35 protein-coding genes, 1 pseudogene and 1 other annotated feature are annotated in these 21,331 nt (G+C 25.5%); of the genes and pseudogenes, 31 read left to right on the top strand and 5 right to left on the bottom strand.

Annotated features, from left to right (window positions below; all coding sequences use genetic code 11):
- Positions 1 to 33 precede the first annotated feature (33 nt).
- The 5 genes and pseudogenes from ACTG45_RS10550 to ACTG45_RS10530 all read left to right on the top strand — a co-directional run.
- Entirely contained in the window at positions 34 to 432 is a 399-nt protein-coding gene (locus ACTG45_RS10550; RefSeq protein ID WP_021384779.1) for a hypothetical protein, read from the top strand.
- Between the two features lie 153 nt (positions 433 to 585).
- Entirely contained in the window at positions 586 to 1,188 is a 603-nt protein-coding gene (locus tag ACTG45_RS10545) for a TetR/AcrR family transcriptional regulator (protein ID WP_021384783.1), read from the top strand.
- Between the two features lie 123 nt (positions 1,189 to 1,311).
- Positions 1,312 to 1,575, top strand: a binding site (T-box leader).
- A gap of 149 nt (positions 1,576 to 1,724) precedes the next feature.
- Positions 1,725 to 2,276 (top strand): tryptophan transporter, encoded by a 552-nt coding sequence (locus ACTG45_RS10540; protein WP_479916810.1) that lies wholly within the window; start codon positions 1,725 to 1,727, stop codon positions 2,274 to 2,276.
- A gap of 847 nt (positions 2,277 to 3,123) precedes the next feature.
- The gene (locus ACTG45_RS10535) at positions 3,124 to 4,563 is read left to right on the top strand and encodes a cell wall-binding repeat-containing protein (protein ID WP_479918939.1); all 1,440 of its coding nucleotides are present in this window, start codon (positions 3,124 to 3,126) and stop codon (positions 4,561 to 4,563) included.
- Between the two features lie 251 nt (positions 4,564 to 4,814).
- Positions 4,815 to 4,964, top strand: a pseudogene (locus ACTG45_RS10530) (tRNA (N6-isopentenyl adenosine(37)-C2)-methylthiotransferase MiaB); the annotation flags it as partial.
- A gap of 82 nt (positions 4,965 to 5,046) precedes the next feature.
- Here ACTG45_RS10530 and ACTG45_RS10525 read toward each other — a convergent pair.
- Positions 5,047 to 6,726 carry a recombinase family protein gene (locus ACTG45_RS10525; RefSeq protein WP_479918938.1) on the bottom strand — a complete coding sequence of 560 codons (1,680 nt, stop codon included), beginning with the start codon at positions 6,724 to 6,726 and terminating at the stop codon, positions 5,047 to 5,049.
- Between the two features lie 182 nt (positions 6,727 to 6,908).
- Between ACTG45_RS10525 and ACTG45_RS10520 the strand changes: the two genes are divergently transcribed.
- Positions 6,909 to 8,606, top strand: a complete 1,698-nt coding sequence (locus ACTG45_RS10520; RefSeq protein WP_479918937.1) for a restriction endonuclease — start codon at positions 6,909 to 6,911, stop codon at positions 8,604 to 8,606.
- Between the two features lie 110 nt (positions 8,607 to 8,716).
- Here ACTG45_RS10520 and ACTG45_RS10515 read toward each other — a convergent pair whose 3' ends face one another.
- On the bottom strand, positions 8,717 to 9,850 hold the full coding sequence (locus tag ACTG45_RS10515; protein WP_479918936.1) for a type I restriction endonuclease: 1,134 nt from the start codon (positions 9,848 to 9,850) through the stop codon (positions 8,717 to 8,719).
- 206 nt (positions 9,851 to 10,056) lie between these two features.
- Positions 10,057 to 10,272 carry a helix-turn-helix domain-containing protein gene (locus tag ACTG45_RS10510; RefSeq protein WP_021386639.1) on the bottom strand — a complete coding sequence of 72 codons (216 nt, stop codon included), beginning with the start codon at positions 10,270 to 10,272 and terminating at the stop codon, positions 10,057 to 10,059.
- Between the two features lie 189 nt (positions 10,273 to 10,461).
- Here ACTG45_RS10510 and ACTG45_RS10505 point away from each other — a divergent pair, with 189 nt between their 5' ends.
- The gene (locus ACTG45_RS10505; protein WP_021386640.1) at positions 10,462 to 10,587 is read left to right on the top strand and encodes a hypothetical protein; all 126 of its coding nucleotides are present in this window, start codon (positions 10,462 to 10,464) and stop codon (positions 10,585 to 10,587) included.
- Positions 10,588 to 10,703: 116 nt separating this feature from the next.
- Here ACTG45_RS10505 and ACTG45_RS10500 read toward each other — a convergent pair whose 3' ends face one another.
- Positions 10,704 to 11,051, bottom strand: a complete 348-nt coding sequence (locus ACTG45_RS10500) for a helix-turn-helix domain-containing protein (protein WP_479918935.1) — start codon at positions 11,049 to 11,051, stop codon at positions 10,704 to 10,706.
- A 143-nt stretch (positions 11,052 to 11,194) separates the two neighbouring features.
- Between ACTG45_RS10500 and ACTG45_RS10495 the strand changes: the two genes are divergently transcribed.
- Together ACTG45_RS10495 and ACTG45_RS10490 are read left to right on the top strand one after the other, a co-directional pair.
- Positions 11,195 to 11,425 (top strand): helix-turn-helix transcriptional regulator, encoded by a 231-nt coding sequence (locus ACTG45_RS10495; protein ID WP_479918934.1) that lies wholly within the window; start codon positions 11,195 to 11,197, stop codon positions 11,423 to 11,425.
- A 55-nt stretch (positions 11,426 to 11,480) separates the two neighbouring features.
- Positions 11,481 to 11,621 carry an Arc family DNA-binding protein gene (locus ACTG45_RS10490; RefSeq protein ID WP_479918933.1) on the top strand — a complete coding sequence of 47 codons (141 nt, stop codon included), beginning with the start codon at positions 11,481 to 11,483 and terminating at the stop codon, positions 11,619 to 11,621.
- Here ACTG45_RS10490 and ACTG45_RS10485 read toward each other — a convergent pair.
- Positions 11,599 to 11,787: an Arc family DNA-binding protein gene (locus ACTG45_RS10485; protein WP_102815652.1), complete on the bottom strand. Its 189-nt coding sequence runs from the start codon at positions 11,785 to 11,787 to the stop codon at positions 11,599 to 11,601. The genes ACTG45_RS10490 and ACTG45_RS10485 overlap by 23 nt on opposite strands.
- Before the next feature lie 154 nt (positions 11,788 to 11,941).
- Between ACTG45_RS10485 and ACTG45_RS10480 the strand changes: the two genes are divergently transcribed.
- The 22 genes from ACTG45_RS10480 to ACTG45_RS10375 all read left to right on the top strand — a co-directional run bounded on the left by ACTG45_RS10480 (position 11,942) and on the right by ACTG45_RS10375 (position 21,331).
- Positions 11,942 to 12,109 (top strand): hypothetical protein, encoded by a 168-nt coding sequence (locus ACTG45_RS10480; protein ID WP_223152983.1) that lies wholly within the window; start codon positions 11,942 to 11,944, stop codon positions 12,107 to 12,109.
- On the top strand, positions 12,102 to 12,905 hold the full coding sequence (locus ACTG45_RS10475; RefSeq protein WP_479918932.1) for a phage antirepressor: 804 nt from the start codon (positions 12,102 to 12,104) through the stop codon (positions 12,903 to 12,905). Before ACTG45_RS10480 ends, ACTG45_RS10475 begins: the two co-directional genes overlap by 8 nt.
- 46 nt (positions 12,906 to 12,951) lie before the next feature.
- Positions 12,952 to 13,431 (top strand): hypothetical protein, encoded by a 480-nt coding sequence (locus ACTG45_RS10470; protein ID WP_479918931.1) that lies wholly within the window; start codon positions 12,952 to 12,954, stop codon positions 13,429 to 13,431.
- Between the two features lie 16 nt (positions 13,432 to 13,447).
- Positions 13,448 to 13,648 carry a hypothetical protein gene (locus ACTG45_RS10465; protein WP_479918930.1) on the top strand — a complete coding sequence of 67 codons (201 nt, stop codon included), beginning with the start codon at positions 13,448 to 13,450 and terminating at the stop codon, positions 13,646 to 13,648.
- Between the two features lie 18 nt (positions 13,649 to 13,666).
- Positions 13,667 to 13,894 carry a hypothetical protein gene (locus ACTG45_RS10460; RefSeq protein ID WP_021386649.1) on the top strand — a complete coding sequence of 76 codons (228 nt, stop codon included), beginning with the start codon at positions 13,667 to 13,669 and terminating at the stop codon, positions 13,892 to 13,894.
- Between the two features lie 19 nt (positions 13,895 to 13,913).
- Positions 13,914 to 14,165, top strand: coding sequence for a hypothetical protein (locus ACTG45_RS10455; RefSeq protein ID WP_021386650.1), 252 nt, complete (start codon positions 13,914 to 13,916; stop codon positions 14,163 to 14,165).
- Between the two features lie 76 nt (positions 14,166 to 14,241).
- On the top strand, positions 14,242 to 14,508 hold the full coding sequence (locus tag ACTG45_RS10450) for a hypothetical protein (protein ID WP_243193336.1): 267 nt from the start codon (positions 14,242 to 14,244) through the stop codon (positions 14,506 to 14,508).
- Positions 14,508 to 15,140, top strand: a complete 633-nt coding sequence (locus ACTG45_RS10445) for an ERF family protein (RefSeq protein WP_479918929.1) — start codon at positions 14,508 to 14,510, stop codon at positions 15,138 to 15,140. Before ACTG45_RS10450 ends, ACTG45_RS10445 begins: the two co-directional genes overlap by 1 nt.
- Before the next feature lies 1 nt (position 15,141).
- A complete protein-coding gene (locus ACTG45_RS10440; protein WP_021386653.1) occupies positions 15,142 to 15,339 on the top strand; it encodes a hypothetical protein in 198 nt (65 codons plus the stop codon).
- 13 nt (positions 15,340 to 15,352) lie between these two features.
- Entirely contained in the window at positions 15,353 to 16,156 is an 804-nt protein-coding gene (locus tag ACTG45_RS10435; protein WP_479918928.1) for a hypothetical protein, read from the top strand.
- A 23-nt stretch (positions 16,157 to 16,179) separates the two neighbouring features.
- Positions 16,180 to 16,545, top strand: coding sequence for a hypothetical protein (locus tag ACTG45_RS10430; protein ID WP_223152992.1), 366 nt, complete (start codon positions 16,180 to 16,182; stop codon positions 16,543 to 16,545).
- Positions 16,545 to 16,679 carry a hypothetical protein gene (locus ACTG45_RS10425; protein ID WP_479918927.1) on the top strand — a complete coding sequence of 45 codons (135 nt, stop codon included), beginning with the start codon at positions 16,545 to 16,547 and terminating at the stop codon, positions 16,677 to 16,679. The genes ACTG45_RS10430 and ACTG45_RS10425 overlap by 1 nt, the downstream gene beginning before the upstream one ends.
- The gene (locus tag ACTG45_RS10420) at positions 16,663 to 16,785 is read left to right on the top strand and encodes a hypothetical protein (protein ID WP_479918926.1); all 123 of its coding nucleotides are present in this window, start codon (positions 16,663 to 16,665) and stop codon (positions 16,783 to 16,785) included. The genes ACTG45_RS10425 and ACTG45_RS10420 overlap by 17 nt, the downstream gene beginning before the upstream one ends.
- A 96-nt stretch (positions 16,786 to 16,881) precedes the next feature.
- A complete protein-coding gene (locus ACTG45_RS10415) occupies positions 16,882 to 17,067 on the top strand; it encodes a hypothetical protein (protein WP_479918925.1) in 186 nt (61 codons plus the stop codon).
- A 13-nt stretch (positions 17,068 to 17,080) separates the two neighbouring features.
- On the top strand, positions 17,081 to 17,320 hold the full coding sequence (locus ACTG45_RS10410; protein WP_021393731.1) for a zinc ribbon domain-containing protein: 240 nt from the start codon (positions 17,081 to 17,083) through the stop codon (positions 17,318 to 17,320).
- Between the two features lie 18 nt (positions 17,321 to 17,338).
- The gene (locus ACTG45_RS10405) at positions 17,339 to 17,464 is read left to right on the top strand and encodes a hypothetical protein (protein WP_479918924.1); all 126 of its coding nucleotides are present in this window, start codon (positions 17,339 to 17,341) and stop codon (positions 17,462 to 17,464) included.
- Positions 17,457 to 17,654 carry a hypothetical protein gene (locus ACTG45_RS10400; RefSeq protein ID WP_223152995.1) on the top strand — a complete coding sequence of 66 codons (198 nt, stop codon included), beginning with the start codon at positions 17,457 to 17,459 and terminating at the stop codon, positions 17,652 to 17,654. Before ACTG45_RS10405 ends, ACTG45_RS10400 begins: the two co-directional genes overlap by 8 nt.
- A gap of 26 nt (positions 17,655 to 17,680) precedes the next feature.
- Positions 17,681 to 18,097, top strand: coding sequence for a DUF1064 domain-containing protein (locus ACTG45_RS10395; protein WP_479918923.1), 417 nt, complete (start codon positions 17,681 to 17,683; stop codon positions 18,095 to 18,097).
- Positions 18,098 to 18,115: 18 nt separating this feature from the next.
- On the top strand, positions 18,116 to 18,616 hold the full coding sequence (locus ACTG45_RS10390) for a hypothetical protein (RefSeq protein WP_479918922.1): 501 nt from the start codon (positions 18,116 to 18,118) through the stop codon (positions 18,614 to 18,616).
- A 420-nt stretch (positions 18,617 to 19,036) separates the two neighbouring features.
- Positions 19,037 to 19,243: a helix-turn-helix domain-containing protein gene (locus ACTG45_RS10385; RefSeq protein ID WP_227482460.1), complete on the top strand. Its 207-nt coding sequence runs from the start codon at positions 19,037 to 19,039 to the stop codon at positions 19,241 to 19,243.
- A 622-nt stretch (positions 19,244 to 19,865) separates the two neighbouring features.
- Positions 19,866 to 20,570 (top strand): hypothetical protein, encoded by a 705-nt coding sequence (locus tag ACTG45_RS10380; protein ID WP_479918921.1) that lies wholly within the window; start codon positions 19,866 to 19,868, stop codon positions 20,568 to 20,570.
- 137 nt (positions 20,571 to 20,707) lie between these two features.
- Positions 20,708 to 21,331, top strand: a complete 624-nt coding sequence (locus ACTG45_RS10375) for a hypothetical protein (RefSeq protein ID WP_479918920.1) — start codon at positions 20,708 to 20,710, stop codon at positions 21,329 to 21,331.

Below are 21,331 nucleotides of genomic sequence, written 5' to 3'. Positions count from 1 at the left end.
AAACTAGATATAAGTTTTTATGAGGGGGAAAATATGAAAAAAAAGAAAAAGTTGATTGGAGTAATTATATCTTTTTTACTTATAATCAGCATTATAAATCCATTACAAGTTGAGGCAGAAGTTATTACTGATTCTAGTGTATACATTTCTTCAACACAAGAGAGTTATCAATCTAATAATACTAGGTTTAAAACTATTAAATCTAAAAGTAGACACAAACGTAGTAAATCTAGTAAAAGTAGAGTGAAATTAAAAAAAAGGACTACAAGAACTAAAACTTATGGACATGGAATTCTAAATAGACACAAAAGTCGAGGTATAAGGAGATATAATATTTTATCAAAATTGGTACTGTCAATAATAGTTATGTTTGTTGTTATAGTTTTAGTTATATTAATATTTATTAAAAGAAAGAAGAAGAAATTTTATTAAATACAACAATGAAAATTATATAGTTGTTTTATGTGATTTTATTATTAATTAGATGGTAATTTAAAGAACAACGTTTTGTTAATTATTGATGTTTATTTAATAGCATGATATAATTTGAACGGAATAATATGCTGTTTAAAAGGAGATACAAAAATGGCACGAAAACGAATATTAAATGGTGGTAAACGAGATGAACTTATTGATAATGCACTTAAGTTGTTTTTAGAGTATGGATATGAGAACACCTCTATAAGAATGATTTTAGATAGTGTTGGTGGAGAAGTTGGCATGTTTTATCACTATTTTAAATCAAAGGATGAAATATTTAATGAAGTAATAAAGTTGTTTTTAGCACAATATGAACAAAGCTTTTCTGATATTTTATATGATGATTGTGTAGCAAATAACCTAAAAATTGATGCAGTATTCGAGTTATTACAAAAAAGTATTTCAAAATATAAAATATTCAAATCAGGTAAATTTCATTGGAGTATGCAAATTGCACTTAATCAATTAACTTTAAAGAGTTTAGTTCCTCATATAGCAAAATATATAAACTCTATGCGTGATAAAGGTGAGATTGGGAGTTCTGCGATTGAAACAGACTTAGAACTTGCAAATGCTGTTCTCTATTCATCATTTTCAATATTACATCAAGATTCATTAACTGAATTAACAGAGGAAGAATTCGAGCAAAAAAAACAGACTATTAAAGGAATTGTTTATAGAATTTTGGATTTAAAAAGAAATACATAACTTAATTTACTATGTTTTAGAAAAAATAGATTACAAAATATATTTTTAAATTTATAAAAATATATTGACATTTTTTAGAAAAAATAATATTATTATTTCAACGACAAAATTTAATAAAGTAAATTAAATCCTATGACAAGGAAGAGTAGTTGAATTTAGGTTCAGTATAGAGAGCTGAGGATGGTGGAATCTTAGCAAGAAAAAATTTGATGAATGGCCCTTAGAGGAGTAAATTGAAATCATAGTTTTGAGAGTAGACTTTATCGTCAGTCGCACGTTACAGCGAATAAGGTATGTAAGTACCTGATAATGAGATATATAAAAATTTGATTTTATATTAATTTTTATATAATTTAGGTGGCAACGCGGATAATCTCCGTCCTATTAGATTAGGACGGAGTTTTTTATTTTACTGAAAACTTAAAATATAGAAGGTGGTGAAAAAGATGTTATGAATTTCCAAAGCTAAAGATGATGATATAGTAAATTGGCAAAAAAATAAATTGAAAATAAAAAAAATAGGAGGAACTACAAAAATGAAAACAAATACAAAAAAACTAACTTTAAATGCAATACTTTTAGCGATGGGATTATTGATACATCAAATTACACCAGCTATAGGATTACCAATGAAACCAGATATACCACTAGCAATGTTATTTGTAATATTGGTTTTAAATAGAGATGATTATAAAACTTGTTTAATAGCAGGTATAGTAACTGGAATATTTACAGCACTTACATCAAGTTTCCCAGGAGGTCAAATTCCTAATGTAATAGATAAAACTCTTACAGCAAATATAGTATTTTTATTAATGAACATTAGTTATAAAATGCCTTTTATAAAAAAGTTAGCTAAGAAGACACAAGATATTATAGTAGTTGCAATAATAATGCCAGTAGGAACACTTGTAAGTGGAACAATTTTTTTATTAGCAGCTCAAGCTATAGTTGGTCTTCCAGGTGCTTCATTCACAGCTTTATTTTTAGCAGTAGTATTACCAGCTGTTTTAATAAATTTAGTTGCAGGAATATTTTTATTCAAGATTGTTAGTCTATCAATAAGAAGAGTTAGTTATCAAGCTTAAATATGAAATAATACTTTACTTTATAACTATTATAATAATTAAAAAAATAAGAACAGGGTAGATTATAACTACTCTATTCTTATTTTTTTTAAAGATTTAGCATTAAATATTTTTGCTTTTAATAAAATATTTATATAATAGTAATATAACTTCAACTTAATGGATAAATTATCATACCTATGTCAATATTCTTATATGTATCTCATTTATAGCTATTAAATATAAAATTTATTTAAATTTACTTTTTCAAGATAAATTTGTGCATTAATCTTCTCTGATTTGTCAGCTCTTAGAGTATACTAAAATCTCCACTTAATTAAATTTGTATATATTTACATTTATATAGTTCTAAAAAATATAGCAAAAAACATATTTTTTGTGAAAAACTTGCTTAAATTTGATTAAGAAAAAATACATAATTCATGGTATAAAATAAAGTTTAGTTAAAGTTTTTAAAACAATATATATGAAATATAGTTTTAATGTAGAATTTAAGGTTCTAATTTTAAATGAGACTCTAGCTGAATTAAATACGTGTAACTATAATAGAAATAGAATATTTTGAGAAATGTATCTATATACTTAAAAAAGAAAAATAAATCTATTAAAATAACATAATAAAAAAAATATTAAGAATAAAAATATAATTATAAGTATTTATATAAATCTAGTTGATTTTTAATATAAATGTAAATACAATTATATTTAAATGAATAATTGCATTTGTAATTATTAGTAATACAATCTACTATAGTTTATGATTTTATATAAGTTTGTTAAGTACATAACCTAATTAAGAGAATGTATTCACATATTAAAAATTTATTATGAGGGGGATAATTCTATTATGAAATTCTATAAAAGAATGTTAACATTGACTTTGAGTATTTCTTTTGCATTTGCAAATATTCAACTAGTAAATGCAATATCATCTGTAGAAAAGATACAAGGAAAAAATAAGTATGAAATTGCAGGTAATGTAGCAGATGAAAATGCATATAAGACTGCTATACTAATTAATACTAATAATTCTATCGCAGATGGTTTAAGTGCAAGTGGATTAGCAGGAGCTTTAAATGCACCTATACTATTAACTGAAAAAAATACTATACCAACTGAAACATCTACAAGATTAAAAAATGTATCAAAAGTTTATATAATTGGAGGAACATACTCTGTTAGTACAACTGTCGAAAATTCATTAAAATCTAAAAATCTAAAAGTTGTAAGAATTCAAGGAAGTGACAGAATAAAAACAAGTTATAATGTTGCAAAAGAAATAAACTCAATAAAAAAAGTTGATACTGTTATGTTGACAAATGCATATAAAGGAGAAGCTGATGCTATAAGTATTGCCTCTGTAGCAACAAGAGATAAGGCACCAATAATTCTTACTAATGGAAGAAGCATACCTTTTTCAACTACTGGTTTGAAATCTTATGCAATAGGTGGAACATCTTCAATGAGTACTACTTTAGTAAATAATACTAAATCTACTAGATTGGGAGGAAGTACTCGATTTGAAACTAATAAAGCAATAATAAATAAATTTTACAAGGATGCTAAAGAATTTTATGTAGCTGGAGCATATGAATTAACAAATGCTCTTGTAGGCTCTTCTTTATCAAAAAATAGTCCAATGGTATTAGTTGATAATGGCAGTAATAAAAGCGTCTTAAAGAATGCTAAAAAGATAACTTCTATAGGATACATAAATTCAACTATAATTCAGCAGTGTCTAAATGTAACAAATGGAATTGGAGATACTAATACTGGCATCGTAAAAGATGATGCTAAGCCAACTACAAAGACCATAAAGGCTGGCATGTATAAGGTTGGGAAAGACATATCAGCAGGTGAATATTTAATAACTTCAAATTCAGGAAGTTATGCTTCTTATTATGAAGTTACAGGTGATAGTACAGGAAATGCTGATAGTATACTTTCAAATGATATTTTTAGTGGAACTAGATACATAACTTTAGAGAATGGACAGTATATTAAAATTGAAGATTCAACAATGATATTAGCAAAGTATGCTAAGGTTCAAAAAGCTAAGAATGGTAAGTTTGGAAATGGCATGTATAAAATTGGACTAGAAATTCCTGCTGGAGAATATACTGTAGTTTCAAATTCTTCTGATGCATATTATGAAGTTAGAGATAATAGCTTAGGTGATTTGGATGGAATAGTTACTAATGATGCTTTCTCTGGGAATAGATATATAACAGTTGAGGAAGGTCAATATTTAATACTAAATAATTGTTATTTAATTGAGAATGAATAGAATTTATTATCTTCAATAATAAATTGTGTATTTTAATATAAGAAAGGTGTTTTAAATTAAAATTTAAAACATCTTTTTTATTGTTATGATAAAGAATATCTATTTTTATTTTTTAGAAATACACTATATTTAAATTATTAAATTTATCATTAAAACATACATAGAAAAATAATAATATCTTTAAAAGATTTTTCTTATTTGATATAATTAAGGTTATGTGTAATATAAGAAATTAACTAGGAGGAATAGACGTGAGCAAAAGAAAACAAGTAACAATACCTATAGAGAAAATACAAGAACAAGATAAATATATAGAACAAATACACAGACAAAATGAAGAATACTTCAACAGAACTGGAAAGAGAAAACTCGTGTTTACTCAAACCTTTGGATGTCCTTTAGTGTAAGTTAACATGGTTATATGCTCACTACTATTAACATATAAAATAAGCTATTCAATGATTCATGAATAGCTTATTTTTATTATTTATATATAAATGTATTTGTAAGATTATTTTTAAATTTTATGCTATGTATTATGCCATTTTTTATTGTTATATTATCTATCATAGATTCAATAAAATCTTTTAAAATTTGTTTATCCATATTCATAACTAATCTTTTATAGTCAACAGTTTTTTCATTCAATAAATTAAATGAAAGTAAAAAATTACTTGCAGTTTTTAAGAAGGACATATCATTAGGTAAAGAGTTATTATCTGCTTTTTTAGATTCAATCTCCAATTTATTATTAATTGCAGATAAATTTTCTTTAAGTGAAACTTTTTTTAAAAGATACTGTTTTTTTGACATATCTTTAGAGAATAAAAATAAATCTTCAAGTTTATTAAGAGCATTTTCAAACTTTTCTTTTTCTGATAATAGAAGTTTAATAGTAGTATCTTTCATATTACTGTTTTTCTTTTTAATATTATTTCTATTTAGCTGCCTAATCTTTTGATTCTTTGAAACATATATACAAATGTACATGTTTTCAAGCTCATCTTGTTTTATTCCAACTATGTTTTTAAATGTATTACCTTGAAGGAGTCTTTTTTCAAGTTCTTTTATATTTTTAACTCCATAAATGTGTACTTTTATAAGATTTAGTATATAGTTGAAAATAAATGGACCTAGAGTTATATCTGTAATAATTTTAGAATTACAATATACATCCTTAAATTTACTTGAGCACCTATATGATGAAGGTTTATAGCCATTTTTTCTAGGTCTATCAAGATTTGATACAAATCTATTACCACAACATCCACATACTAGAAATGAACCAAATATATGGGTATTTATAACATTTTTTCTAAAGGATGCTGAAACTTTTGAACCATTTGTATTCATTATGTCATTACAGTTTTTCCATTGTTCAGTAGATATTATTTTACTATGATTATTATCTATTATAATCCATTCTTTTTCATCTTTTATTTTTCCTCGTGCACTTTCTCTATAATTATAACGATAAGTTCCTTTATAAAATGGATTTCTTATAATGTCGCAAATTGTTTTACTTGTCCATATTCCATTTCTTTTTGTTTTTATATTATTATTGTTTAAATAAGATGAAACTTTTGAAGTTGATTTTAATTCTTCGTATTTATCATATATCATTTTTACTATTATGGATTCTTGAGTGTCGATTTGAGGGAACTTACTTTCCTCATCATAAGTATAACCAATAGGACAATTAGCACCATTCCACAATCCTTTTTCAGCTCGTGAAAGCATAATTGAGTATACTCTTTCTGCAGTAAGTTGTCTTTCAAGTTCAGCGAATACAAGTATTATTTTTAACATTGCTTCACCCATAGCTGAACTAGTGTCAAATTGTTCATTTTTACTGATAAATATTACATTTAGTTTTTTTATTTCTTCATAGGTATCGCAAAAATCAAGTAAGTTTCTTGATATTCTATCTATTTTCCAAACTAGTATATGAGTAAATTCTTTATTTCTTACTCTATTCATCATATCTTTGAAAGCAGGTCTATCTGTGTTTTTGCCACTGTATCCTGCATCCTCAAATATTTCATAGTCGTCTATTCCGAGTACATATTTGGAGTAGTTTATAAGCTCTTGGCGTTGGAATGGTAGGGAATCTTTGTCTACTTGATAGTGTGTACTTACTCTTACATATAGTGCAGATTTCATATTATCACCTCTCTAAGTAGAGTTTATAAGAGTTGAGATTTGTTTAAAATAGCAAAATTAACATGATAAAAGGAGATTTTAAAAGTTCAATAAAGGAATTTATAATTTTATGTAGAATTTAAAAGATTATGTATATAATTTAGAATTATTATCACAGGAAATTAAAAGGAATGGAGAGTAGTATGTTTAAGTTTATTAAGAGAAAGAAGGAAGAACAACAAGAAGAAAAAGAAAAGATTGAAAGAAATAAAAAATTAGAAGAAATTAGATTAAAAGAACAAGAAAAATTAAAAGAAGAGGAAAGATTAAAAAATGAAGAAAGAATAGAAAAAGAGATAGAAAAAGCATATAGAGAAGAAGAAGAAAGGATAAAAAATGAAGAAAAGCTAAGAATAGAAGAAGAAAGCATAAGAAACGAAGAAAAGCTAAGATTAGAACAAGAAAGAACAAAAGAAGAGGAAAGATTAAAAAATGAAGAATTAATTTTACAAAATAAATTTAGAGAAGAAATTGATAGAAATTACATATCCATTACTTTTTCAGCAATTAATATTTGCACAATGCATAATTTTTGTTGCGAATTAATGGAGAAAATATATGGAGACATTGATAGATCTATATTTTATAAAACTATTATAGAAGTATATAAAATTATGACTGATGTAAATTCAATTGAAGAATTTGATGAGATACTTACTTTGGAAAAATCACAATTACTAGTGGAAAAAATATATACAACACATGTTTGTGATATAAGTGATGAATTAAGTGTAGAAGTAGGAAATATAACAATAGATAACAAAATAGATAATTATATATTAAATGAATCTCTTTATGGAGGTACAGAAGTATTCAATATGCTTTTTACTCAAATAACAGATTCGTGGGATGATTTAAGTAATTTAGATTTTAAAACTTTATTGATATCATGGTTCATGTTTTCATATGCAAAAGCTTTTAATAAATTATTGATACTATTAAGATATAAAGATAGTTTTGTAAATAATAAAGAATTATATACAATAACAAGGAATCTATACATAGAGTTAAAAGAATATAATCTTGTTAATGAAAAATTGTATCCTATGTATAAGGAATTTTACTTTGATACATTTGATATAGCTTTAGATGAGGTTTATTTTAACATACTTGCTGGATTAATCAGTAAGGAGATATTGTTTAATGAGATTGAAATAGAAGATACCTTAAGTAATATAATTAATGAAATAGATATAATTAATAAAGATAATATGGAATATAATGATGTATATAATATAATTAAAAAGATTGCTGATATAGATGATTCACTTATTAACAATGAAAATTTTATATATTTATATTGTATTATAATACATATGTTTAGAAAAAATATACAAACTGAGGATTTAATTGATATATTATCGAAGCAAACAACTTTGATGAATGATGTAGAAAACTATAAAAGTCAAAGAAGGTTGGAAATTGACAGAAAACGTTATTTAAATAATAGCTTTAGTTTGGATCAAGATATGAATAGTGATAGGAATATATTTGATAATATAGTAACAGGAGCAGATTTTGAATTATATTTAAAAGATTTATTTTGTCAATTAGGATATGAGGTTATCACAACTAAAGCTTCTGGAGATCAAGGTGCAGATTTAATTATATCAAAAAATGGAATAAAAAAAGTAGTGCAGGCTAAATTTTACTCAAGCAGTGTGGGAAATAAAGCAGTACAAGAAGTTATAGGAGCAATTAAATTTTATAAGGCTGATTTAGGTATGGTAATAACTAATAATTATTATACAAAATCTGCGATAGAATTAGCATCAGTAAATAACATAGAATTAATAAATGGAGATGATTTAATATCTTTAAGAGAGAGTGCCTTTGCATAATATTTGTAAAATTGAATTGGAGTATATAGAATGATATATTCTCGAAAAGATATTTTGAAGAATAAAACGTTCTATATACTTATCTTTCTTATAAAAAGAGTAGTTTTAAGCTACTCTTCTTTATATTTCTCTATAACAAAAATCAAATCATCCTTTAATTCTTTTATATCTACAACATCATCCATTTTATATTCTAAATAATCATTTTCCCCATTAGGAAGGCAGATAGTTTTATTAGAATGGTTAAGAGTTATTTTGCATATCCAATTTTTTATATCATTTTTATATAATATATTAAGCTCATTACTTATTTTTTTAGATGTTATTTCATCTTTAGAAACTTTTTCTATTAAAATATTTTGAACTATATCTATTGCCTTTAATTCATCCTCTGTTAATAATATATTATTTTTAGGTCCGATTTCGGGTTTAAGAAGATTATTTCCATCTTGTTTTTTTGTTAGATCATTATCTATTTTATTTTTTTCTTTCTTTTTATTATCTTTCACTTTCTTTTTTTCATAATCTTCATTATCATTCTCTAACAGGAGCTTTAATTTTTCATTCATAAAATCATTAACAAATTGAGATAATGACCTTTTTACAATAGGTCTAAATTTTTCAACTACATTTTGAGTTTTAATTCCATTATAAAAATCATTTATTATGAATCTAACAAATTCATCAGATGGATTTTCTAATTGCATATTTAATTGTGATTTTATTAAACTAGTGTATTTTAATTCTGATGCGATATTAAAGATTGTATCTATATCAAAAGAATTTTTAGTGAATTTTTTTAGATGAGATATTTTATTGTCATCCATATTTAATAAATTTAATACCAAAAATGGTTTTTCATCCATTTTATTTTTTTCTTCCAAATCAGTGAAGAATTTATAAATTATTCCATTAGTAAGTATTGCAAATTTTGCTTCTGTTGCTGTAAAATATCTAAATAGCTGAGCATCATGTTTTTTTAATTTATCACTTGCACATTTTGCTTCTATTAGAATTAATGGTTTACCATCTTTTAATATTGCATAATCAACTTTTTCACCTTTTTTAACACCTACATCTGCTATAAATTCAGGCATAAACTCTAATGGATTAAAAATATCATATTCTAAAATTTGAAATAATGGCATTATTAATGCTGTTTTTGTTGCTTCCTCTGTGGTTAAGTTATTCTTTAATGTTTCTATCCTCTTACTAAATTGATTTATTTTATCTGAAAAATCCATAGTAACCCCCCATATCATAAATATACATATATAGTTAATAATATACACAAAGTAACCTATTTATCAATATATTTTATGGAAAAGTCTACTTTTATATGTAAAACAAGTTATTTTTGATTTATTATATAACCTTCACATTAATTCAATAACATAAAAATAGAGTAGTTTGTAATTGTTCTATTATTATGCTATCAAGATATTTACTATTATATTTTCCTTCTTTTCAAGTTTTCTTCAATAAAGTACTCACATAGAATGAGACAATCTATTTCTAATGCAAGTGACAAATCAATAATTACATCTATATTTATATTCTTATATAGCCCCCTTTCTAGCTCTGAAATGTAAGTTCTACTTAAATTTGCTTTTTCAGACAAATCTTTTTGTGTTAATCTTCTTTTTTTTCTTAATTCTTTTAACATACTAAAACCTCCCTTTACTTTAATTTATACATGTTGACATTTGTAGAATTGTAAAGTAAATGACGGTGATAGCGACATTTTTGAGTAAAAATATGTGCTAAAATGTAATTAAGAAAATTCTATGTGAATAGAGTGTGAAAATAAAGAGTGGCTAGAATTTTTAATACATGATAGAGGGGGATACTTTAAATGGGGGATTTAGAAATAAAGGTATTAGAATTAAATGAAATATTAATTGAATTAGATAAGCTTAATTCAGAAAAAATAACAGAATATTTTGAAATATTGCTCTCTATTTATGAAAAAGATGAATAAATAAACTATGAATTATAATTAAAAGGTAATTGTATTTAATATTTTTAAATAAAAAGAGATGTTTAAAAATAATTAGTTTATTTTAAAACATCTCTCTAAATTTATATAAGTAAATATTATTTTTTTGATTTTTCTTCTTTCAAAAACACTTTTGCTATATTTAACATTCTATTTTGTGCTTCTTCACTCAATTCAGTAAAGATTTTCAACATGTTTTTTATATCTTCTGGGGAATCTAATTTTTCAATAAATTCATTTATTTCTTTTTCATTTGATTTTCCAAGAAGATAATCTGTAGATACATTAAAAAATTCTGATAGTTTCAAAATTATATCATGAGGTGGAAAGCGTTCTTCTTTTTCATAGAAAGAAATCATTTTAGGTGTTAGCCCTAAAAAAGTTGAAAGTTCTTTTTGAGTAACATCTTTTTCAATTCTCAATTCTTTTATTCTATTTCCAATCATATTATTTAGCCACCTTTTTAAATTTATTGAACTATTAGTTCTTAATTATCAATTATATACTATTTTTTTTGAAAAATCCATTGACAATGTACTAATAGTACTGTACTATTAGTACATAAGATAAAATAAAAGAAGGTGATAAATTGAATAATTTAAAAACTCTTAGGATAAAAAGAAATTTAAGTAGAAATGAGTTAGCATCTAAATTAGGTCTTACAAGTAGGTATATAGCTTTCTTAGAGAAAAATGAAAGAATACCATCTTTAAGTACAGCAGTAAAAATATCTAGCTACTTTAATACCTCAATAGAGGAAATTTTTTTGAAAACTGAATGTACTAAAAGTACAATTAAAGAAGGCGAAGATATGAAATGATTTTACTAAATTAGTACTTTGAAATCTAAATATAGAATATAAAAGAGGTGATTAGGTGCAAAGAGAACAAACAACAATACGCCTACCTAAAGAACTTAAAGAAAAGTTAGAAAAGCAGGCAAGTAAAAAAGGAAGAAGTTTTAATAGTATTCTATTAAGTATATTACAAGAATTTATTCAGAGTCCAAACATATAGAACCATGTTCTTTTTCAAATATTTCGATATGTTTAGTAACAAGAAACTCTATTTCTTTGTTAGCCGAACGAGCGTTGTATTCAGCTATATATTTAAGTTTATCAAGTTTTTCCTTTGGTATTCTAATTGCAAAATGAGGATTTTTATATGTACCCATTTTAGCCATAATATCAACTCCTTTATGTAGTCTATTTGGCAACAATTATATCATAAAAATAAATATAAAAAATATATAGGCAACATATAGACAACATAATGAAAAGGTATTATACTTTGTATTAAAGATAGGCAACACATAGATAACAAAACAGGAGGGAAATATGTTAGGAAATAGAGTAAGAACTGGCTTAAGAATTCCATATGATTTAAATACAAAATTAATACTAATAGCAGAAGAAAAAGGAATGTCCAAGAATTCTTTAATATTACACATACTTTGGAATTATATAAAAGAAATTGAGAGTGAGGAGGTTGGTAAGTATGAATAATTTACAAATAATTAAAGAACAAGAATTATTAGGTAAAGAATTTAGAGTTTATGGAACTTTAGAAAATCCACTATTTTTAGCTAGGGATGTAGCTGAATGGATAGATTACAGTAAGACAAGCGAAGGATACTATAATACTTCTAAAATGCTAATGAGTATAGATGAAGAAGAAAAAGTGACTATTACAAATAGTAATAGTGGTGGAAATAAATTATTTTTAACAGAAGATGGATTGTATGAGGTTTTGATGCAAAGTAGAAAATTAATTGCTAAACAATTTAAAAAAGAAGTTAAAAAGATAATAAAAGAAATTCGTAAAACTGGAGGATATATACATACAACAGAAGACATGTCAGATGATGAAATAATGGCAAGAGCATTACAAGTAGCTCAAAAGACAATAGAAAAGAAAAGTATAGAAATAGAGGAAAAAGATAAAATGATTCAATTACAACAACCAAAAGTACTATTTGCTGATGCAGTACTAGGTTCTGAAAATTCAATATTAGTTGGTGAACTAGCAAAAATATTAAAACAAAATGGTGTAGATACAGGTCAAAATAGGCTCTTTGATTGGCTTAGAGATAATGGATATTTAATTAAGCGTAAAGGTGAGGACTATAATATACCAACTCAAAAAAGTATGAATTTAGGAATAATGGAAGTTAAAAAAAGGGTGATAAATAACCCTGATGGAAGCACTAAAGTAACTAGGACGGTAAAAATTACTGGTAAAGGACAAGTTTACTTTATAAACAAACTAAAATCAGATAATAAAATTAAATTAGTTTTTTAAAATAGATTACAAATAATCTAAGTTTATCTTAAAAGGAGGAAAATATATGGCAAAGATAGCAACAAAAGCGTTAAACAGTATTTACTACAAAGCTAGATTAGAATGTGCAGAAAGAAATAAAGATATGAGAAGTAGAGAAGGGACATCACAGTATTTATCAATGGATTGTACAAAATTAGCAAGAATTGAATTAGGAAATATCACACCTAGAGCTGATGAAGTATTACAAATTTCAAGTGTATATAATGCACCAGAACTAATTAATTATTACTGTAAGAATCAATGTTCAATAGGAATTACATATGCACAAAACTTAGAACTTAAAAGTTTGGATAGGTTAACCATTGAGATTTTAGCAACTAGAAATGATTTTGAAAAAATGACTGAAATATTACTTGATATATCTGAAAAAGGTTCAGTAGAAGAATATGAAAAAGATGATTTTAAAAAATATGTATTAGACACATTAAAGCAAATTTCAAAATTAGCACAAGAAACTGATTTATGGGCTAGAAAAAACATTTAATGGGAGGTGATAAATTATGATGAATTACAAAACAGAAGAAGAATTTCAGGCACAATTAAAAAGGACATGGAAAGCACTGAATGAATGTGGAATTTATACAATAGAAGAAGCAGAAAGAGCATTTCAAAATATTCCACCAATAGATATATCATATATGGTTACACCAATAGATTTTGATGAAATATATAGAATTAGAAAAGAAATGTTTGGCCATTAATCAAGGAGGAAAATTAGTATGGAAGGATTAGTATTAAAATTTGATTTAAGTAAATTCAAAGTAGGTAAGGCAATAAAAATAAGCTCAAGAAAAATTAATTTTGAAGGAGATTGTATTGTAATAGTAGCTACTAGTGATGAATTAAATTTAGCTTATTTTGATAAATATAGAGGATGCATACAATATCAATTATTAACGATAGAAGATATTCAACAAGGCGATTATAATATTAGATTTTTACATTAAATAAAAGGAGTGAGTGTAAGTGAATACAGCTAAAATATTTGCAATAAGTCAAATCAAAAGAGCTAATATAGAAATTGAAAGGTTAAAAGATAACAATGAGACTAGTAATATTAATATATTAAATTGGTGGGAAGGTGTAAAAATAGCCAGTGAAAATATACTTAAAATGCTTGAATATGATATTGAATTAGAAGCATCTGATGATTTTAGGGAAATTATGATGTATCAAGAATATTTAGAAAGGGAGAGACCTTTAAATGTACAGATATAAGAAAAGAGCCTCTGCAAAGGCTCAATTCAAAAAAACATCATAATATCAATATAATTATAACATAGAGGGGACTATTTTGAAAAGTAGAGAAGAGATAATTCAAGTATTAGAAGAACAATTATTTTTATTAAATTTTACAACAGTTGATGAAGTAGATTTAGATTTAAAATTTGGACAAGTATCAGCATTAGAATCTTGTATAGATAAACATAAAAAAGAGTGGACTTTAGAAGAGTTTAAGCAACATTTAGAAGATAATAAGTTAAAAAAACTTTATGGTGATTACATAGATGGTTTTATGAAAATCTTAGAACAAAACATAAAATATATGGAGGGAGATTGATGGATAACAAAAATATATATATTAAATTAATGGATGTGAGAGTCAGGTTTAATAAACTAGATATTAAAAAGAGTGGTCAAAATAAGTTTGCTAACTTCAAGTATTTTGAGTTAGCAGACTTTCTACCTCAAGCAACAGATTTATTGGAAGAAGCTAAATTATGTCCTATAGTGACTTTTACAAATGAGTATGCAACATTAACATTGATAAATGGAGAAAACCCATTAGAGCAGATTACATTCACTTCTCCAATGCGAGACTTACAACTTAAAGGCTCTAATGAATTACAAGCACTAGGAGGTATAGAAACCTATCAAACTAGATATTTGTATATTCAGTTACTTAATATAACTGAAAATGATAGTTTTGATGCAATAAGTGGGAAAGAGCAGTTTAAAAATAATACTAATTTAAATAAATTTGATGAAGAAAATAGAAGTAATGAGATTAAAGTTTTATCTACTAAACAATTAAGTAGATTATATGCAATAGCTTATAATGCTGGTGTCAGTAAGGAAAAGTTGAAAGAAAAGGTTTTTAAGCAGTTAGGTAAAGAAATAAAGGATTTAAATAGAGAAGAATATGACATGATTTGTAAAGCTTATGAAAATGTAGAAAAAAGAGAGGTGTAAAATGGCTAGTTATTTAGTTTATGAATGTGATAGGTGTAAAAATAGAGTTAATAGTGAATTAGAACTTGTAACAATGCCAGTATTAAGGTCTTGTGAGTATGATAAAGATGTAAATATAATGATTGGGAGAAAGAGCTTTATAGAAGTATGTTTTGATTGCTTAATTTATATAACAGAAGAGATGGAATTAGTTAGATAAGAGGGTGGATACCTTGAAATATACAATATTAGGGTTTAGTCAGAAAAAAGCAGTAGAATTAGGTCTTAATATAAGAGATTTGCTTATATTAAGATGGTTTGTAGATTTTTTAGGAAGTGGAAGAATGTCAAGAAAGGTGATTGAAGGAATTGACTACTATTGGATTGACTACTCAGGAGTGATAGAAGAACTGCCAATACTTTATACAGAGAAGCAAGACACAATATATAGAATACTTAAGAAGTTGGACAAATTAGATATACTTGAACATGCTACTTTAAAACAAGGAGGAACATGGAGTTACTATAAATTAGGATATAGATATATAGAGCTAATTAGTAACACTAAAAGTTATCCACATGTCGGAAATATATCCGACTGCTCGGATATAAATCCGACCCAAACGGATATAAATCCGACCCAAACGGATATAAATCCGGAACGAAAAACCCATCTACTATATCCTTCTACTATACCTTGTAACTATACTACACAGACAAGTGCTGTAGTAAATAAAAATAAAGAAATAATTGAAGAAAATACACACTTAAAACTAAGTGAGAATATGAAAAAGAAAGTAGTAAATTGGGATGAAGATAGATTATTAAAAGCTATATATATCTTTATAAATAAGAAAGGTGAGGTATTCAATTTTTTAGAAAAGATATATAAGGATAATAGGAACTTTATTAGTAATGATGCTGGTAAAGTTACTAAAACCAAATTTGCTAACTTTACGGAAACATATATTAAATATACATCTAGTGAACTTGATGAAATAATCAAAAAAAGTCAAAAAGAAAAGTTTAAAAAATAGTTAGATAGGGGGATATATAAGCTGTGCTTAAAGTGGAAAGATATTTTAGTGGTTCTGTTATAAATAATATTATAGAAGATGATTTAACACTTAAAAACTATCTTGCATTGTACTGTTGCATAATTGGAGTAACAAGAAACGGAGAAGAGATGTATCCAACTTCTGAAAAAATGTTAATAGAGTTTGGTATTGAAAGAAGAATGAAAAAAAGGAAAAAAGATATACCAATAAAATTGACTAATGTTACAACTGGTGAGGAAAAAGTTTTTGAATCGTTAGATAGTGCAGCCTGTTTTTTAAGATTAAAACATCAAGCAGTTTACCAAACAATTAAAAAGAAGAGTAAAACTAGAAGTGGATGGAAAGCTGAATATGTTGAGGAGGAATAATGGAAGTTTCAAGAATAGAATATACAATTAAAAGAGCAAAAGAATTATATGACAATGGAGAAAATATATTTACTGCAATAGATAAAGCTAGAGATGAATATGAGGAGATGGTTAAAAATGAATATTTTAACTAGTATTACATTAATAATAACTAGTTTTATAATAGGTAGAATTTATGAATATAGGTTAAATTTAAAAGAGTGTGAAAATTGTAATAGTAAAGACCATGAGAATATATGAAATTTATGTGGATAAATAATAGTAAAAGTAATTTTATGAATGAAACTAAGAACTTTATAGATTTACTTTAACTTATATAAAGGAGTAATTGTTAATATGATTACAACAGAATTTATAGTTACTTGGCAAACAACTAGAAAGTGGGAAAAAGGAAAGACATATAGTCATGTATTTACAGATTTAGAGAAAGCAAGAGCGTTTAAGAAAGATGAGGAAAATATAAAAGAAAATTATAATGTTAAGCTTTTAAGTAGAGCTATAGTCGAAATCGAAATAGATTAGGTAGGTGTTTTTAATGAATACTCTGATATATAAATATATAGTTAATGAACATAGAGATGAAGCAGATGAGTTAGATAGAGACTATGGAGAATTTAAAATATTTAATGGAGGTAAATGTTTTGGTGGATGTGGTAGGAATTTCTATACATTAGCTAAGTTTAAAAAAATGATAGTTACTTGTCCCCATTGTGGAAAAAAATATCAAATAAAACTTTTTAAAAATGGAAAAGTGAATATGAGAGTAATTGAATAAATCAAGGGAAGTGATTATATGAAAAGAAGAAGATGCAGTTGGTGTGGCAAACTATTTTATATTGATGAAAAATCTAAGGAGACTTACTGTTGTAAGGAATGTAGGAAGAAGGCTAATAGGGCTAAGAGTAAAGAGGATGAATAAATTCCAAAAGGCAGTTTCTCAAATGGTAAAGCAAGAGGAAAAAGAGAATTTATGGCAAGGATACGAAAATTGTAGGGTAGGTAGAAGTATACCAAGTTCAATAAGAATATATGTAAAAGGATTTAAAAAGTCTGGGTATAGTGTACATGAAGTTTATAACTTTATAAATGATATTAATAAGTATGAGTAATTTTAAGTGATAAAGGGAGTATTTGGTTGAGTAAATACAATAATAAAAAAATTGTAATTGACGGAATTAAATTTGATAGTAAAGATGAGTCAGAGTATTATTTATATTTAAAAGAAAGAAAGGCGAATGGAGAAATAAAAGATTTTGGACTTCAACAAAAGTTTGAATTACAGCCTAAATTTAAGAAGGATGGAAAGAACTATAGGGCTATTACATATACAGTTGATTTTGCCATATATAAATGGAATGGTGAAGTTGTTTATATAGATGTGAAAGGATATAGTACACAACAAGGTGAACTTAGAAAAAAGCTTTTTGACTATAAGTATCAAGATAAAAAATTGATATGGATTACTAAGAGTAAAAAATATGGAACAGATGGTTGGATAGAATATAGTGAACTTAAGAAAAAGAGAAAAGAAAATAAGAAAAAGGTAGCTTAAGTAAATAGGGGTGATGTTATGGCAAGTAAAGTTAAAAAGGAGTTTTTTATGGCAACTAAAAAGCACCTTGAGAACTACAAACAATTACATATTAATATTGAAAGTCTAAAACTTCAAATAAAAAATCTTAAAGAGTGCCATTTAGGTGATTTTATGCAAGGTTTAAGCTATGACAGCATTCCTATAAGTAAGACTAATTCAATAAGTAATCAAGTTGAAAATGAGTTAATTATTCTTGAAGAAAAGATAATAGAAAAACAGATAGAACTATATGAAATGGAAGCACTAAAATATACAATAGATGTATCCATAAGCAATTTGAAATCTATACATAAACAAATTATAAGGTATAGGTATATTGAAGGCTTAGAATGGAGTTTAATAGTTGATAAAGTATACTTAGAAGAAAGACAATTAAGGGAAAGAGCTAATCAAGCTATTAGTTCAATATCAATAGCCTTATTTGGTAAAAAAGCACTAATAGAGCAAGAACCATTATTTAAGATGTTAGATTTATAGGCAGTTAACAACTGTCTATTTTTTTGCAAAAAAGATGTATGGAAATTATTGACAATATCACGCATACGTGATATAATTAAAGTATAGAAAGGAGGTGAAAAGAAAGTGGCTAAGAAAATAAAAGAGTTCAGAAAACTCATAAAAGAATTAACTGAACTCGTACTCGAAGTTGGCACACTATTAGCAGTCATCAAAATGGTAATAGATAGCCTACATTAGTAAAACGTTAAGAGTGGAAGTTGCACCTTCCCTCTTAACTAAATTATAAAACATAGTCACTGAAAATACAATGAATAAGTACAAAGAGTTAACATTTGAATTATTGAAATTACTGTATGACACTATTAAATTGATTGGAGCATTAATCTTGTTATATTATGTTATTAATTCAATTTTATAGTAATGATTAAGGGGGATTTTATGAATCGATTTGAGGGCATTTATAGCTTTGCAGAAGCAACAAAATTATGGAGTTTGAAAGACTCTACACTTAGAAAAGCAGTTGCAACAGGAAAATTAGTTGAAAATATCGATTGTAAAAAATTTGGTCGTGATTGGGTAGTAACTATTGAAGCAATGGAAAGAGAATATGGAAAATTAGATAGTATAATGAAAGACCTAGATTAAATTCTAGGTCTTTTAATTGCCGTTTTTCTGCCGATTTTATAATTTAAAATGTGAGATAATAGTATTGTGGAAATGAATATTTCCCTCTCAAAACTAAATATATATGTGAGCTAGGTTTAAGGGATTCACCTAGCTTATATGAACAGACTAGGCAGGGCATGAGGATGTTGTAAGTTCAATTCTTACTATGTTCAAAATATTTTTATTAATACACTATATGTAGCAGTTGAATTTAGATTAAAATCTCATACAATTTTGTATCTTAATTCAGGTGTCTAAAAGAGTGGGGCTTGGTAACCTCACTCAATGTATAAGTGCTGGTGCATAATTCTAGGTTCAATTCCTAGAACTTATTCCTTATAAATATAATATGTATCCCCCATTAAAAAGACTTAGATTAATTTCTAGGTCTTTTATATTCTGATATTTTGAAAGTTAGCTTTGTATGTGCAAAATGTATTAAATGAATTAGATTGAGGAGACATAAAAAAGAAATTAAAAGTATATCTTGAGAGACAATTTTTTAAAATAAAATAGATTAAAAGGATATTGACTAAAGATGTAGAATATTATCCTAAAAAGGGGTTTTAAATATTAAATCTCACAAGAGGGAGAGTGGAGTATGGGAATTTATTCTGCAAGTAATTATCAAAGAGAATTTTATGTTGAAGGAAATTTTTACAATATAAAAGATGGAGTAAATGGTCATAGTGTTAGATGCAGAAATGTTGCAAATATAAAAAGGAAGAATAATCTAGAATCTGAGTTAAATGCAACTTTCATAATGATGAATCCTGGAAGTTGTGAATTAATTGATGAAAGTAATAAAGATAGTATCCCTGATTATACTTGTTATGATATTTTAGAAAAAGGAATTTCAAGTAAATTTAGATGTTCTAAGGCAGACCCAGTTCAGTTTTGTATTATGGAAATTATGGATAAAATGAATTGGAACTATGTAAATATAATTAATCTGTCAGATATAAAGAATCCTAATTCTGGAAAATTCTTTGATGAAGAAAAGAAATTTAGAAAAGACTTTTATATGATTCCAGATATACATTCAATTTTCTCTAAACATAGAAAAGATATAAATTTATTTATTGATACTCAAAAACCAGTAATACTTGCTTGGGGAGTTGATAGTCATAAGGATTTAAAAGATATTATTAGTAAAGCGACAGATTATATAAAAGAAAAGGGGATAGAATTTGTTGGTATAAAAAATAAAGATGGATTTTATTATCATATAAGACCAAAGGTAGGAAAACCTAAGATTGAAGAAATAGTTAATGAACTAAATAAATTAGGTGTTACATCATACTAATGGATTTAGATATATTTGTAGTTGTTAAATGATTGTTGAAAGATATTGACCTTTAAAGTTGAATTTTATATTTTAGGGGGGAGATAAATATTGATGTTTTTGAGCGAATACAAGTCCTTATTAAGTCTATAGGATGGTTGCCTGCTATTATAGCATTTATTATTACTTTTTATAAAAGCAGTCAGAAAAAAATTGAAAGTTATGAAGAAGATTATTTTGATAAAGTATTACTTCCATATGTAGAAAAGTATAGAAAAGACAAAAACATTAATTCTATAGAATTTTTCAATGATAAAAATAGTATAATAAATTGTTATATACCTAGTTATATATTTTATACTATTGATAAAAAGGATTCTATAGCACTGCATAAGATTCTTATGAATGATTATTGGGAAAATTATAATTCTAGTTTAAATAATATAAATAAGAAATTAGAAAAATTTTCTAGTAGTTCTGATTTTGCACAAATATTTTTCTATATATTTATGATGATTTATTTTTTTCTATTAGCTATTTTATCTGCTATTATTGGTATACTTGAGTGGGCTATAACTTTAAATATAAATAGTGATATAAAAATTCTTTTTGTAATAGCAGTAATAAGTATAATGCTTTCTTTCGGGATTAGATATATTGCAAAGAGAAGTATTAAAAATATTAAAGATAATTATACTATGAAAAGTGAAGATATAGAGAAACTTATAAAAGTTAAGGAAAATGAATATAATAAAAATCATATAAAATATTACATAAACTAA

It is taken from the genome of Clostridioides sp. LIBA-7602 (genome assembly GCF_056688945.1).
The sequence above is the reverse complement of the archived record's forward strand: the minus strand, read 5'-3'. Positions and strand labels throughout refer to the sequence as shown.

Bases quoted from the DNA above. Each gene is read 5' to 3' on its own strand.
- ACTG45_RS10470 (WP_479918931.1), top strand. From the start codon at position 12,952: ATGGCAAAGATAGCAACAAAAGCGTTAAACAGTATTTACTACAAAGCT.
- ACTG45_RS10540 (WP_479916810.1), top strand. From the start codon at position 1,725: ATGAAAACAAATACAAAAAAACTAACTTTAAATGCAATACTTTTAGCG.
- ACTG45_RS10535 (WP_479918939.1), top strand. From the start codon at position 3,124: ATGAAATTCTATAAAAGAATGTTAACATTGACTTTGAGTATTTCTTTT.
- ACTG45_RS10390 (WP_479918922.1), top strand. From the start codon at position 18,116: ATGGCAAGTAAAGTTAAAAAGGAGTTTTTTATGGCAACTAAAAAGCAC.
- ACTG45_RS10415 (WP_479918925.1), top strand. From the start codon at position 16,882: ATGATTACAACAGAATTTATAGTTACTTGGCAAACAACTAGAAAGTGG.
- ACTG45_RS10385 (WP_227482460.1), top strand. From the start codon at position 19,037: ATGAATCGATTTGAGGGCATTTATAGCTTTGCAGAAGCAACAAAATTA.
- ACTG45_RS10505 (WP_021386640.1), top strand. From the start codon at position 10,462: ATGGGGGATTTAGAAATAAAGGTATTAGAATTAAATGAAATATTAATT.
- ACTG45_RS10545 (WP_021384783.1), top strand. From the start codon at position 586: ATGGCACGAAAACGAATATTAAATGGTGGTAAACGAGATGAACTTATT.
- ACTG45_RS10465 (WP_479918930.1), top strand. From the start codon at position 13,448: ATGATGAATTACAAAACAGAAGAAGAATTTCAGGCACAATTAAAAAGG.
- ACTG45_RS10515 (WP_479918936.1), bottom strand. From the start codon at position 9,850: ATGGATTTTTCAGATAAAATAAATCAATTTAGTAAGAGGATAGAAACA.
- ACTG45_RS10445 (WP_479918929.1), top strand. From the start codon at position 14,508: ATGGATAACAAAAATATATATATTAAATTAATGGATGTGAGAGTCAGG.
- ACTG45_RS10460 (WP_021386649.1), top strand. From the start codon at position 13,667: ATGGAAGGATTAGTATTAAAATTTGATTTAAGTAAATTCAAAGTAGGT.
- ACTG45_RS10475 (WP_479918932.1), top strand. From the start codon at position 12,102: ATGAATAATTTACAAATAATTAAAGAACAAGAATTATTAGGTAAAGAA.
- ACTG45_RS10400 (WP_223152995.1), top strand. From the start codon at position 17,457: ATGAATAAATTCCAAAAGGCAGTTTCTCAAATGGTAAAGCAAGAGGAA.
- ACTG45_RS10550 (WP_021384779.1), top strand. From the start codon at position 34: ATGAAAAAAAAGAAAAAGTTGATTGGAGTAATTATATCTTTTTTACTT.
- ACTG45_RS10520 (WP_479918937.1), top strand. From the start codon at position 6,909: ATGTTTAAGTTTATTAAGAGAAAGAAGGAAGAACAACAAGAAGAAAAA.
- ACTG45_RS10425 (WP_479918927.1), top strand. From the start codon at position 16,545: ATGGAAGTTTCAAGAATAGAATATACAATTAAAAGAGCAAAAGAATTA.
- ACTG45_RS10510 (WP_021386639.1), bottom strand. From the start codon at position 10,272: ATGTTAAAAGAATTAAGAAAAAAAAGAAGATTAACACAAAAAGATTTG.
- ACTG45_RS10500 (WP_479918935.1), bottom strand. From the start codon at position 11,051: ATGATTGGAAATAGAATAAAAGAATTGAGAATTGAAAAAGATGTTACT.
- ACTG45_RS10405 (WP_479918924.1), top strand. From the start codon at position 17,339: ATGAAAAGAAGAAGATGCAGTTGGTGTGGCAAACTATTTTATATTGAT.
- ACTG45_RS10410 (WP_021393731.1), top strand. From the start codon at position 17,081: ATGAATACTCTGATATATAAATATATAGTTAATGAACATAGAGATGAA.
- ACTG45_RS10420 (WP_479918926.1), top strand. From the start codon at position 16,663: ATGAATATTTTAACTAGTATTACATTAATAATAACTAGTTTTATAATA.
- ACTG45_RS10440 (WP_021386653.1), top strand. From the start codon at position 15,142: ATGGCTAGTTATTTAGTTTATGAATGTGATAGGTGTAAAAATAGAGTT.
- ACTG45_RS10525 (WP_479918938.1), bottom strand. From the start codon at position 6,726: ATGAAATCTGCACTATATGTAAGAGTAAGTACACACTATCAAGTAGAC.
- ACTG45_RS10485 (WP_102815652.1), bottom strand. From the start codon at position 11,787: ATGGCTAAAATGGGTACATATAAAAATCCTCATTTTGCAATTAGAATA.
- ACTG45_RS10480 (WP_223152983.1), top strand. From the start codon at position 11,942: ATGTTAGGAAATAGAGTAAGAACTGGCTTAAGAATTCCATATGATTTA.
- ACTG45_RS10380 (WP_479918921.1), top strand. From the start codon at position 19,866: ATGGGAATTTATTCTGCAAGTAATTATCAAAGAGAATTTTATGTTGAA.